The 12,749-nt window shown below is 59.6% G+C and carries 11 protein-coding genes; 9 read left to right on the forward strand and 2 right to left on the reverse strand.

The window, feature by feature from the left end; genetic code table 11:
* Positions 1-428 precede the first annotated feature (428 nt).
* The 7 genes from AC0LWT_RS21205 to AC0LWT_RS21235 are packed head-to-tail and all read left to right on the forward strand — an operon-like array spanning position 429 to position 7,911.
* Complete coding sequence (locus AC0LWT_RS21205) at positions 429-1,424, forward strand: beta-ketoacyl-ACP synthase III (protein ID WP_474683267.1); 996 nt, start codon at positions 429-431, stop codon at positions 1,422-1,424.
* Positions 1,414-2,712, forward strand: coding sequence for an ATP-grasp domain-containing protein (locus AC0LWT_RS21210; RefSeq protein WP_474683268.1), 1,299 nt, complete (start codon positions 1,414-1,416; stop codon positions 2,710-2,712). The genes AC0LWT_RS21205 and AC0LWT_RS21210 overlap by 11 nt, the downstream gene beginning before the upstream one ends.
* A complete protein-coding gene (locus tag AC0LWT_RS21215) occupies positions 2,709-3,710 on the forward strand; it encodes an NAD-dependent epimerase/dehydratase family protein (protein ID WP_474683269.1) in 1,002 nt (333 codons plus the stop codon). Before AC0LWT_RS21210 ends, AC0LWT_RS21215 begins: the two co-directional genes overlap by 4 nt.
* The gene (locus AC0LWT_RS21220; RefSeq protein WP_474683270.1) at positions 3,700-4,566 is read left to right on the forward strand and encodes an MBL fold metallo-hydrolase; all 867 of its coding nucleotides are present in this window, start codon (positions 3,700-3,702) and stop codon (positions 4,564-4,566) included. The genes AC0LWT_RS21215 and AC0LWT_RS21220 overlap by 11 nt, the downstream gene beginning before the upstream one ends.
* On the forward strand, positions 4,566-5,915 hold the full coding sequence (locus AC0LWT_RS21225; RefSeq protein ID WP_474683271.1) for a F390 synthetase-related protein: 1,350 nt from the start codon (positions 4,566-4,568) through the stop codon (positions 5,913-5,915). Before AC0LWT_RS21220 ends, AC0LWT_RS21225 begins: the two co-directional genes overlap by 1 nt.
* Positions 5,890-7,050 (forward strand): GNAT family N-acetyltransferase, encoded by a 1,161-nt coding sequence (locus tag AC0LWT_RS21230; RefSeq protein ID WP_474683272.1) that lies wholly within the window; start codon positions 5,890-5,892, stop codon positions 7,048-7,050. The genes AC0LWT_RS21225 and AC0LWT_RS21230 overlap by 26 nt, the downstream gene beginning before the upstream one ends.
* 15 nt (positions 7,051-7,065) lie before the next feature.
* Entirely contained in the window at positions 7,066-7,911 is an 846-nt protein-coding gene (locus tag AC0LWT_RS21235; protein WP_474683273.1) for an SDR family oxidoreductase, read from the forward strand.
* 43 nt (positions 7,912-7,954) lie between these two features.
* Here AC0LWT_RS21235 and AC0LWT_RS21240 read toward each other — a convergent pair whose 3' ends face one another.
* A complete protein-coding gene (locus AC0LWT_RS21240; protein WP_474683274.1) occupies positions 7,955-8,944 on the reverse strand; it encodes an ABC transporter substrate-binding protein in 990 nt (329 codons plus the stop codon).
* A 153-nt stretch (positions 8,945-9,097) separates the two neighbouring features.
* On the opposite strand from AC0LWT_RS21240, the gene AC0LWT_RS21245 reads away from it, so the two are divergent.
* Together AC0LWT_RS21245 and AC0LWT_RS21250 are read left to right on the forward strand one after the other, a co-directional pair.
* A complete protein-coding gene (locus AC0LWT_RS21245) occupies positions 9,098-10,654 on the forward strand; it encodes an AraC family transcriptional regulator (RefSeq protein ID WP_474683275.1) in 1,557 nt (518 codons plus the stop codon).
* A 385-nt stretch (positions 10,655-11,039) separates the two neighbouring features.
* Positions 11,040-12,059: an S-layer homology domain-containing protein gene (locus AC0LWT_RS21250; RefSeq protein ID WP_474683276.1), complete on the forward strand. Its 1,020-nt coding sequence runs from the start codon at positions 11,040-11,042 to the stop codon at positions 12,057-12,059.
* A 311-nt stretch (positions 12,060-12,370) separates the two neighbouring features.
* On the opposite strand, the gene AC0LWT_RS21255 is transcribed toward AC0LWT_RS21250, so the two are convergent.
* A complete protein-coding gene (locus AC0LWT_RS21255) occupies positions 12,371-12,529 on the reverse strand; it encodes a hypothetical protein (protein ID WP_474683277.1) in 159 nt (52 codons plus the stop codon).
* Positions 12,530-12,749: the final 220 nt, after the last annotated feature.

A 12,749-nucleotide genomic window follows, 5' to 3' on the forward strand; every position in this document is an offset into this window, starting at 1 on the left:
CCATTAGAATAGGTTTTTTTATGCAAAATTTCAACATTAATTTACCTTTTTTGTTAAATAACATTTAAAAAATATGGTTTGTTACATTTGTTTGCAAAGCTAGTGAGCTCAAAGCGGTTTGAGCCGGGAATTCCTGCACAATTGCAGGCTTTTCCTCAAAACGAACCACATATGCGGAAAAAGCCTGCACTTTTGCAGGTTTTTGGCGCATGGCCGGTGACGTATTCGTCATCCGGCTTTTCTGCATCGCTTTTCCTGCAAGTGACTACTCCTGGCGATTATTGCTATGGTACCCGCGGAGGAATTGCCGCCGGTTTTGTCGAAATAAGTTTTGTCGAATTAAGGTACTAGTCGAACTTAGTACTATGAATTATGCTGCGTTCCCTTACAATAGGAACAAGGAGAACGTCACATCGTTGGAGGGCAGCATGATGCTAAAAGTGAAAATAACGGGAACAGGGGTCTATTTGCCGGGGCGCCGGATTACGGCTGCGGAAATGGACCGCAAATTGAACGTTGCACAGGGCTGGGTGAGCAAAAAGACGAATGTGCTGACCCGGCATTTTATCGATAAAGAGACTGCTTCCGAAATGGGAGCGAGGGCGGCGCAGCGGGCGCTTGAAGCTGCCGGACGGGATTTTGCGGAAATCGATTGCCTCGTTTGCGTCAGCGGCACGATGGAACAGCCGATCCCGTGTACGGCTGCTCTGATTCAGAGAGCGATGGGGCAGGAGCAATCGGGTGTGCCTTCGTTCGACATCAATTCCACCTGCCTCAGTTTTGTGGCCGGGCTGGATATCATGTCGTACATGGTTCACGCCGGGCGCTACAAAAGGGTGCTGTTGGTATCGACGGAAGTGGCGTCCAAAGGACTGAACTGGCAGCACAAGGAGAGCGCCGCCCTGTTCGGGGATGGGGCGGCAGCGGCTGTTATCGAACAGGCGGGGTCGGAAGAGCGCTCAGGCATCGTGTTTGCGTCGATGGAGACGTACAGCAGCGGTGCGCATTATTCGGAAATACGCGGCGGCGGAAGCGCCCGGCATGCCAAGGAGTACGGTGAAGAATCCGCAGCGGACTACTTGTTCGACATGAACGGAGAGGCGATTTTCCGGATGGCTTCGAGGCTGCTTCCGGACTTTTTGCGGCGGATTTTGTCCGCAAGCGGCAGCGATATCCGGGATTACCGGCTCGTCATCCCGCACCAGGGCAGCGCGATGGCGATGCGGCTGCTGCGCCGCAAGCTGGGCATAACGGAGGAGCAGCTGATGTACATTACCCCGGACCACGGCAATACGATCGCCGCCTCGATTCCGATGGGGCTGCACGAGGCAATCCGGCAGGGGCGGATCGGGCGCGGCGACCGGGTGCTTTTGCTCGGAACGTCGGCGGGCTTCTCGTTGGGAGGCGTCGATTTTGTGTACTGAAGGGACGCCGGGGCAGCGGCCGGTCCGCAGGGTGCTGATCACGGGGGGCCGGGCTCCGGCCGCCCTGGAACTGGCCCGCTTGCTCGCTGCGGCGGGCTGCGAAGTGTACGCAGCGGAGAGCGCTGCGCATCATTTGTGCCGCGTTTCATCGGCCGTGAAACGAAACTTTGCGGTGCCGAGTCCGGCCCGGCATACGGCCGATTTTATTTCCGCGCTGGAGGACATCGCCCGGCGCGAGGGCATTGATCTGCTGCTTCCGACCTGCGAGGAAGTGTTTTATGTGGCTTCGGCGCGGGAGCGGCTCAGCCGCAGCTGCCGCGTGTTTGCGCCTCCGCTCGGGCAGCTGCGCACCCTGCACAGCAAGTGGGCGTTCATCCGCCGGGCGGAAGCGCTGGGCTTCGCCGTGCCGGAGACACGGCTGCTGCGCACCGCCGGGGAGCTCTCCGATTACGCGGGAGCGGGCGGCGGTGGCGCAGCGGCGGCTTCCGCGTTCCCGGAAGGGTACGTGCTGAAGCCGGAATATTCGCGGTTCGCCGCCAAGGTTCGGATCGTGAAGCCGTCCGGTACCTTCGGCGGTCGTTCGACGTCGGAACAGGCGCAAGCGTCAGCTCGGGCGCAAGCGTCGGCACAAGCACAGATGCCGGCGGCAAACCCGGAGGCGTTCGGCTGCCCCTGGGTGGCGCAGCAGTATATTGCCGGCCGCAGCGTCTGCACGTACAGCGTCGCGCACGAGGGGCGCCTGACCGCCCATGCGGCCTACGGCTCGCAGTACGCTTTCGGCGGCGGCGCGAGCATTTACTTCGAGCCGCTTGCTCATCAGGCGGCGCTGGAGTGGGTTCGCAAGTTTGTGAGCTTGGAAAATTTCAGCGGACAAATCGCTTTTGATTTTATAGAAACGGCGGACGGGCGGTTGTTTCCGATCGAATGCAACCCGCGGACGACCAGCGGCATTCATCTGCTTGCGGCGGAGCCCGGCATGGCGGATGCTTTTGTGCAGCCGGAAGCTTTGCAGGGCCGCATCGTCGAGCCGTCGCCTCACGTGCGGAGGATGCTCGGACTGCCGATGCTGGCTTACGGCTTGTCCGGGCAGAGCGCCTGGCGCAGCCTGCCGGAATGGCTGCGCAAGCTGGCGGCGGCCAAGGACGTCATTTTCAGACGGTCGGATCCGAGGCCGTATCTGGAGCAGCTGCCGATGCTGGCCGATATGCGAAAAATCGCCTCCGCGCAGGGCATTTCGCTCATCGAAGCATCGACATCCGATCTGGAATGGAACGGTGATGAGCTATGAGAGCGTTAGTAACCGGCGGGACCGGTTTTTTGGGGCGGCGTCTGGCTGTCCGGCTTTGCCGGTCGGGTTGGGACGTCACCGCCATGGGAAGAAGGGCGGATGCAGGCCGCGAGCTGGAAGCTCTCGGCATCCGGTTCGCGCAGGCCGATTTGCGCAGCGCAGAGCAGACGGCCGCTGCTTGCGCCGGGCAGGACGCCGTGTTTCACTGCGGCGCTTTATCTGCATCGTGGGGGGCTTACGGGCTTTTTTACGACGCCAACGTCAAAGGGACGGAACATCTGCTTGCCGGCTGCTTCCGGCACGGGGTCGGCCGGTTCATCCACGTATCCACGCCGAGCGTGTACTTCGGCGCGGCTCACAGGATGAACGTCAGCGAGGCCGACCCGCTGCCGGCGCGCCAGGCGAGCGCCTATGCCGCGACGAAGCGGCTTGCGGAAGCCGCCGTGGAACGCGCCTGCGCTGCCGGTCTGCCGGCCGTGATCGTACGGCCGAGGGCGATTTTCGGGCCCGGCGATGCTTCGATCCTGCCCCGGATTATTGCGGCGAACGCCACGAGGGGCGTTCCAATGATTGACGGCGGCCGGGCGCTGATCGACCTCACTTACGTGGACAACGTCGTCGATGCGCTCCTTTTGTGCCAAAGCGCACCGGCCGCCGTGCTTGGCCGTGTCTACAACATCACGAACGGGGAGCCCTTGCCGTTCGCGGAGGCGGCCGCAAGGCTGTTCGCCAAGCTTGGCGTGCCGCTGCGACCGAAAAAGCTGCCGTTCGCAGCCGCCTATGCGGCAGCGGCGGCGATGGAGCTGGCGGCGCTGTGGCTGCCGGGATCGCGCGAGCCGCTGCTGACGCGGGCGATGGCGGGGATGCTCGGCCGCAGCCAGACGCTCGACATCAGCGCGGTGCGCCGCGATTTGGGCTATGTGCCCCGCATCGGCGTGGACGAGGGGCTGGACGCTTTTGCGGCCTGGTGGAAGGAGCGGGAAGGATATGGCAAGTAAGCTGCCGACAACGGCAAAAGTGACGCTGCGGCTGTTCGCTGCCGGCTACTGCAAGCACCCGGAATGGGTGACGATTCGCGGAGGAAAGCCGGGCGTCTGCCGCATTCCGGCGCTGTTCGCGCTGATCGAGCATCCGCGGGCAGGCTTCTTGCTGTGGGACACCGGCTATGCCGAGCGGTTTCTCGCGGAGACGGAACGCCTGCCGAATCGGCTGTACCGGATGACGACGCCGGTCGTGTTTCGCGAGCCGGACAGCGCCGTCAGGCAGCTGCTTGCTTGCGGCGTCCGTCCGGAGCAGGTGAACGGCGTCATCATTTCGCATTTTCATGCCGACCATGTGGCAGGATTGAAAGATTTTCCGCACGCGGCATTTTGGTACGCGCCCGAAGCGTATGATGCCGTGCGGCATCTGCGCGGCATGGCCGCTCTGCGCAGAGCTTTTTTGCCGGGGCTGCTGCCGGACGATTTCTTGCAGCGGTCCCGCTTTATCGAGCGCAGCCGGCAGATCGCGCTGCCGCCCGAGTTCGGATTCCCCAGCGCGATGGACGTGCTCGGCGACGGCAGCTTGCTGGCGGTCGAACTGCCGGGCCACGCCGACGGGCAGCTCGGCCTGTTCCTGTCGACGGAACGGCACGATTATTTGCTCTGCGCGGATGCGGCCTGGTCGAGCCGGGCGTACCGGGAGAACCGCCCGCCGCACCCTTTGACCGGGCTGATCATGCCGGACAAGCGCCAATACGGCGAGAGCTTCGAGCGCTTGGTCCGCCTGCACCGGCAAATTCCCGGGCTTCGCATCGTTCCGTCGCACTGTCCCGAGATTTGGGAAAACTGGATCCAGGGAGGCGTTCCGTTCTAATGCCGACCGATACTCTGCAAATCGCATCTTACTACGCGGCTGCCCGGATGAGACGGCGGTGGACCGACCGCGGCCAGCTCGAACGCTGGCAGGAGGAGAAAGTGCGCCGCCATCTGGAACGGGTGCGGCAAGCGTCGGCGTTTTACCGCGAGCTTTGGGGAGATGCGCCGGTGGCGGAGTGGCGCCGGTTTCCCGTCATCGACAAGCAGATGATGATGGATCATTTCGACGCGCTCAATACGGCGGGCATCCGCAAAGCTTCGGCGTTCGAGCTCGCTCTGGAGGCGGAGCGGACGCGGGAGTTTACGCCGATGATCGGCGGGATTACCGTCGGCCTGTCCTCCGGCACTTCGGGCAGCCGCGGGCTCTTTCTGGTCAGCCGGCGGGAACGGCTGGCATGGGCCGGAACCGTGCTGGCCAAAATCTTGCCCGGCTCGCTGCTCGGCCGTCACCGGATCGCCTTTTTTCTGCGGGCGAACAGCAATTTATACGGCTCGGTGGGCAGCCGCAGGCTGCAGTTCCGGTTTTACGATCTGCTCGATTCCCCGGAAGGGCACCTGGAACGGCTTAACATGCAAAAGCCTACGCTGCTCGTTGCCCCGCCGTCCATGCTGAGGCTGCTCGCCGACGCGAAGCAGGAGGGCCGGCTGCATATCGAGCCGGAGCGTATCGTCTCCGTCGCCGAGGTGCTCGACCCGCTGGACCGGCGAATCATGGAGGCGGCTTTCCGCCAGACGGCGCATCAGGTGTACCAATGCACCGAGGGGTTTTTGGCCGCCACCTGTCCGCATGGAACGCTGCACCTCAACGAAGACGTCGTCTGCGTGCAAAAGGAGTACGTGGACCGCGGACTGCGCAAATTCGTTCCCATCGTGACCGATTTTTCCAGATTCACGCAGCCGATCGTCCGCTATCGTCTTAACGATTTGCTGACGGAGCGGGCGGAGCCGTGTCCTTGCGGCTCGCCCTTGACCGCGATCGAGCGGATCGAGGGCCGGTGCGACGATCTGTTTTATTTGCCCGCCCTGGAGGGGGACCGGCTGGCGCCGGTATTTCCCGATTTTATTTCCCGGAGCATCATCGGTGCATCCGAGCAGGTCAGCGCCTACCGCGCGATTCTCCATGCGCCGGAGCGGCTGGAAATTTCGCTGCAGGTGGACGATGGGCGGGGGGAGACCGAGGCTCGGGTTCAAGCCGCTGTCCGCAGCTCGCTTGAAGCTTTATGCGGCCGCATCGGCTGCCGGATGCCCGAAATCATTTTTTCCAGCTTCCATCATATACCCGGAGACCACAAGCTGCGCCGCGTGGAAAGGAGATTTACGTATGTCGACGGACATCCGCTTTTATGACAAAAACACGATAAAAAGCATGAATTGGCCGGAAACGGAAGACGGCTCATATGCGAAACGGTTTTTGCTCCCGTTCTTCGAGCAGCCGGCTGAAACGCTCATTCCCAACGTGCGGACGAAGCTGCATGCGCTGAAGCTGGACGAACACGTGCTGCCCGTTACCGAGAACGACGGCGAATACGGGAATTCTTACGTATGCTCGCCTTATACGCACTATATCAGCTACGCCAGACAGGAATTGTATTTGCTCAAATCGCGCGCCGCCCGGCTGCTGCTTCCGGCGCTGCTCGGCGGTCTGGGGCTGCTGCTGAAAGCGGGCCGTTTCAACCGGACCGTTCATGTCAACAATTGGCTGCTGTCGACGAACTTATATCCCAACCTGTCCGACAGGCATATCGACGAAGCGGTTGCGCTATTGCTGGACACATTTCCTCGGCATACGCTGGTGTTCCGCTCTTTGAACCGCACGACGAACGGCGCGCTGATGGACGCTTTGCAGTTGCGCGGATTCCGTCTTGTGCCGAGCAGGCAAATTTATTTTCTCCGGCCTTCGGAGGAAGCGGGAACGAACGCGAAAGCGCGCTGGCTCCTGAAGCGGGACTATGGGCTTCTGGAGGCGCATCTCTACGAGGTGTTGGGTCCCGAGCAGTTGTCGGAAAAGGACGTTCCGCGGCTGTCCGCCCTGTACAAGTCGCTTTACCTGGATAAATATTCGTATCATAATCCGCAGTTTGGCGACCGTTTTTTTGCGCTTGCGCTGAAGGAAAAGCTCCTGCAGTTCCATGCGCTGCGCAGCCGGAATACGGGGAGCATCGATGCGGTTTTGGGCTATTTTTGCCGCCATGGCGTCATGACGACTCCGGTGTTCGGCTACGATACGTCGCTGCCGCAGGAGCTCGGGCTGTACCGTATGCTCTCGGCGGTGCTGCTTGACATTGCCCGCCGCAGCGGGCATCTGCTTCATGAAAGCTCCGGCGCGGCGCAGTTCAAACGCAATCGCGGAGCCGTCTCCGACATGGAGTACAGCGCGGTATACGGCGCGCATCTCCCGGCCTACAGGCAGGCCGGATGGGCGTTTCTCCAGAACGTCCTGAACAAAATCGGCGTACCGCTAATGCGAAAATATAAGCTGTAAAGGAGGCTCTGTGCGATGGGAAACGAACCGAAGGTCGCGCTGGTTACCGGAGCGTCAGGGGGCTTCGGGCTGCGAACGTCCGTCGCTCTGGCGGGCAGCGGGTACCGCGTCATCGCGGCCATGCGCAATTTGCAGAAGCGGGAACTGGTGCTTAAGCACGCAGAGCAGGCGGGCATTTCGGCACAAAATCTTGAAATCGTTCGCATGGATGTAACCGATCATGTTGCGGTAGAGGCGGTTGTGGCGGACATTATGCGCACCTATGGGCGCATCGATGTGCTGGTCAACAATGCGGGCTTTGCCGCAGGCGGATTTGTCGAGGATGTGCCGATGGACGTATGGAGGGAGCAAATGGAGACGAATCTGTTCGGTGTCATCGCCGTCGCCAAGTCGGTTCTCCCTTACATGCGGAAGCAGCGATCAGGCGTCATCATCAACGTGAGCAGCGTGAGCGGGCGCTCGGGATATCCGGGCTACGGGCCTTACTGCACGTCCAAATTCGCCGTCGAAGGATTCAGCGAGTCGCTGCGGCTGGAAATGAAGCCTTACGGAGTCGACGTCGTGCTCGTCGAGCCGGGGGCGTACCGGACTGACATTTGGCAAAAAGGGTTTGACGCCATCAGCGCCCCGGAGGAGTCGGCATACCGGAAGCCGCTGCATAAAGTGCTCGAATTTTCGCGCCGGACGGCCGCAACCGCATCCGACCCGGAGGAAGTGGCCGATACGATCGTGCGAATCGCCGGTTCGGCCAAACCGCGGCTGCGGTATCCTCTGGGACGCGGCGTCATCGCCGGCTTGTGGGGCAAAGCGCTGCTGCCGTGGAAATGGTACGAAGCCGTCCTGCTGCGCTTACTCAAATAAAAAACGCGACAGCTGCGCATATCCGCACGGCTGCCGCGTTTCCTCATTTAACCAAATATTTGACGAGATCATCGAGCATGAGATTGGCTGAAATGATGCCGCCGGACGAGTTCCAAATGCCGTCATTCACTTTGTGCACGTTGCCCGCTTTGACCACGTTCAAATTTTTCCAGAGCGCTTCCTCCTGCCATGCTTTCTCGTTCTTCGTCGTTTCGCTTTTGTCGTCTTCCAGCGTGAAGTAGAATAGGACGTCGCCTTCCAGCTCGGGGATGCGCTCTTTCGGAATAATGTCGGCGAACGTATCTTTGTTTTGAACGGCAGGTCGCTTCAGGCCAACGGTTTTCAAAATATTGCCGGCAAACGTATCGTTATAATAAATACGGACTTTATCCCCTACGTAAAAGCGGGCGAGCGAGACTTGCGAGTTCACTTTGTCTCCGAGCTTTTGCTTGACTTCGGCGAGATGCTTGTCAAATTCGGCCAGTTTTTTGCCGCCTTCCTCTTTTTTGTTCAAAGCTTCGGCAAACAGCATGAAGTTGATTTTCCAGTCTGCCTGCAGACGCTCGGACAAGACGGTCGGAGCGATCGCGGACAGCTGATCGTAAATTTTTTCCTGGCGGATCTTGTTGCCGATAATCAGGTCGGGCTTCAGCGATGTGATAAGCTCCAGATTCGGCTGCTGCTCGTCTCCGACGATTTGCACGCCTTGCAGATCGTTTTTCAGGTGCGGGTAGTAGGGCTCAACGCCCCATGCCCGGACCATGCCGACAGGCTTGACGCCGAGAGCCAAAATGTCCTCGACACCGTCGTTGACCAGGACGACGACGCGTTCCGGCTGCTTTTTGATCGTTGTCGTGCCCATGGCATGCTTGACGGTGTATTCCACCGCAGCGGCCGGAGCGGCAGTGGCCGGCGCTGTGGCGGGAGGCGGCGAGCCTGCGGCGGGTTTGCCGCTGCCGCAGCCTGAGAGCGCGAGGGCCAGCGAAAGCAGCAAAGTTGCTGCGATAGATGCAAATTTTGTACGTTGAAACATGGTGTCTGTTCTCCCCTTTTACAATGATAATGAGAATTGTTATCATAAAATAGTGTAAAGTTTGCATGCCGATTCGTCCATGCCTTCAAGTATCCCGGTTTTGCCCGATTGTCACATCGGCTGCCGGATGAATAGAGGAGTTAGCTGCCTGCTATGGAACATACGCTGTATCTGTTTTCATCCGTGCGCACTTACAAAAGGACCGGAGAAGCCGTGGTTCGCCTTCGCCGTGTGCCGTTTCCGATGCTTTGCCTTGTCGTGAGAGGAAAGGCGGAAGTGCTGCTGGACGGCGCCGTCTATGAGGCGGAGCCGTACCGGCTGTTTTTCCTGCATCCGGGCATGTCGGTTGACGCTGCCGTGCTGTCCGACGAGCTGGAGTGCCAGATCGTCTTCATGCGCGCCGTTACGGTTTCCAGGCATAGAGGCGCATGGAATTTAAGCGGCGGCGATGGCGCGGGGCCACCGGAGCATATGCCGCAGGGCTGCATCCCGATCGGCGAAGAGCGGCTGCTGCCGGAGCGGTTTCAGCGGCTGGCCCAATCGGCCATGGAGCGCTCCGGGCTGCGCGATCCGAACTTGCAGCTGCAGGAGCTGCTGCATGTCATCGCGAGGGACGCGGCGGCGCAGAGCGAGGTGCGCACGGGGAACGAAGCAATCGATCGAAGCATCGCTTATATGCACAAGCAATATGAGCGGAAGCTGAGCCGCGATACGCTGGCCCAAATAGCCCGGCTGTCGCCGAATTCCTTTTGCCGCAGCTTCAAAAAAGCGACCGGCGTGTCGCCGACCGACTATGTGAACCAAATCCGGCTGCAGCATGCGAAGCAGCGGCTTAGTTCGGGCGGCTCCGTTAAGGAGGTGTCGGCGTCCGTCGGTTTTGACAGCGAGTATTACTTCAGCCGTCTGTTTAAGCGGCATTCCGGCATTCCGCCTGCCCTTTACATAAAGCGGCATCAGTTGAGAGTCGCCTCCGCTTCACGTTTTGGCTACCATGACAACTTGGCTGCGATTGGCGTCGAGCCTGTTGCAGCGATCGATTGCCATCCATATCCGGGGATGAGCGATGCCGAGCACAGGCGCTTGTGCAGCGTGCAGCTGGAGGAGTTGAAGCGTTCGAAGCCGGAGCTGATCGTGGCGGATTTTTCGCATCAGGCTTTGTACGATACATTCAAAAGTATCGCGCCGACGGTGCTGATGAAGTTCCATATGGATTGGCGCGTCACGCTGCTGAAGCTGGGGGAAATGTTCGACAGGGACAGCGAGGCCCGGCGGACGGTGCGGCAGTTGGAAGAGCGGACCGCCAAGGTGCGGAAAATGCTTGCTCCCGCCTTCCGGGACGAGGGCGTCACCTACATGCAGGTCATTCACTCGCAGTTTCGCGTTCAAGGGACTGCGAACCATCCGCTGAACGATTTGCTGTATGCGGAGCTCGGCTTCAACCCGGGAAGCGGCGTGCCCCGCGGGGCGATGAGGGAGCATTTTACGCCGGAGCATTTTCCCGACCTTGACGCCGATCATTTGTTCATTGAAAAGTTTTCCAGCCATCCGGAGATCGAGGAGACTTTCTCACAAATCCAGCGCCAGTGCCGCTGGCAATCGATCCGCGCTGTCCGGAACGGCCAGGCCCGGTTTATTCCGAATTGGCTGACGATGAGCTGGACGCCGCAGGGCCGGCACCGGATTATCGACGAGCTCGTCTCGGTTTTCTGAAAAAGGGTTGACCCGGCGCCGCCCGACGAGAGTCATGATTCGTTCCCTGCGAAAAGCAGGGAATTGTTTTTTTACAATTATGATGATACAATTTGTATCATCATAAGAGGCGGTTGTGCTGCATTGCGGCAAAAGCAGCACCCAACGCGCGCGAACCCCGGGCGCGCGTTGGGTCGCCGACGCATGGCGGCGGTCAGAACCCCCGGCGTTATTAGGAGCCGCGGAATTAGGAGTTTCGCGCGCGAGGGGCTGTGCGCACGGCTGCCGGCCAGGCGCCGACCGGTCTTTTTGAAAGCGCGTTCAAATCGGACAGGACGCTGCGGGCCTCGCGCTATTTTGATCCGGCAGTATATTTACTTTTACACTCGAAAGGACGGACTAGTACATGTTGAAAAGACTGCTTGTTGTTTGCACCGCGTTGTTTGTATGTATCGTTTTGCTGCCGTTTGCGATTGCGGCCGCAGAAAGTCCCGCGTATTCTTTATCGGTCAGCGGCGATCAGGCCGGTTCCGATATTCGCGTCACGGTTAAAGGGGAGCATATCGAGGATATGTACAGCTATGAAATCAATGTAACATACGATACGAGCAAGCTCCGCTTCAAAAAAGCGGTCAGCTCGGTTACGGGATTTTCCGTTCCGGCGATTGTGAAGGACGGTAAAGTGACTTTTGCGCACACGAAAGTGGGGCCAAAATCGGGCGAAAACGGCTCGGTCGAGTTGGCCGTTTTGACGTTTGAGAGCATCGGCGAGGGGGAAGCGGCCATCAAGCTGACGAGCGTCAAGAACGTCAACAGCCAACTGGCGGCAGCCGACTACACGCCGAAAGTACAGCTAAATGTGAAGCCGCACGTCAGCGACAAGCCGATCACGTTCACCGACATTGCCGGCCATTGGGCAAAGAGCGGCATCGAACGAGCCGCAGGCCTCGGCATTGTGAACGGCTATGCGGACGGCACGTTCCGTCCGGAAGGGCAAGTGACGAGAGCGGAGTTTACGGCGATGCTGGTCAGAGCCGTCGATGTTCCGGTGAACGGCGGGGTAACGCTGGCTTTCGCCGACGTGGACAGCATTCCCGAATGGGGCAAATCGTTCGTGTCGGAAGCGGTGTCGGCGGGCATCGTGACCGGCTACGACGACAACACGTTCCGCTCGGACAAGCTGATTTCCCGCGCCGAAATGGCCGTGATGGTCATGCGCGCAGCCGGCATCCGGGTGCCGGAAGGGGTGAAGTCCTCCTTCGCGGACGCCGATCAAATACCGGATTGGGCCCACGCCTACGTTGCGTCGGCTTTCAAAGAAGGGCTTGTTCACGGCCGTGACGGCAATGCGTTCGTGCCTTTCGATAACGCCACCCGCGCGGAAGCCGTGACGATGATCATCGCGCTGCTCGATCATAAAAAGTAGCCGCGCACCGGCTTCCGCTCCCTGGGGCGTTGCCGACCGGTGCAAAAACCGGCTGCGCCTTCGCACCGCGCTCAGCTCCCAGCGCTGCGCTGCATGACGGCGGTCGGTCAGCCAAGCCGGAACGTGAGCGGCCTAGGAGTCTGGCGGGTGACCCACGTAGAAGGTATATGGATGCAAAATGACAGTCATTATGCCGCGTAAGCGGCAATATATGCAGTCATAATTCACCCGGTATGCACAAAAGTATCTCCGCTCGCCAGACTCCAAGTGCAAAAAACCTGCAAAAGTGCAGTTTTTGCCCGATGGATACGCTAGCCACGACAAATTCCTGCAATTGTGCAGGCTTTACGCCGCAAACATAGGCTCAGACTCATTTTCTCCGAAAATTCCTGCACTTCCGCAGGCTTTTCGCTTAAATGAACCATTTTTAAGGAAAAAGCCTGCACTTTTGCAGGTTTTTTCCTTGCCAAGCCGCCTTGTCCCCCACTTCAACTCCCCAATCCGTGTAGGAGAGGCATAGGTCGGGGAAGAGTGGCTGGCTGTGCCCTACGGTTCCTCTAACCCGGCACTTTATCATTTTTTCGCAGGTTTTCCCACTTCAGCTCCCAAACCAATGTAGGAGAGACATCGATAGGGGAAGAGTAGCTGACTGTGCCTCTCTTGTTCCTCTAACCCGGTACTTTATCAATT

Source organism: Paenibacillus sp. sgz302164 (assembly GCF_056120505.1).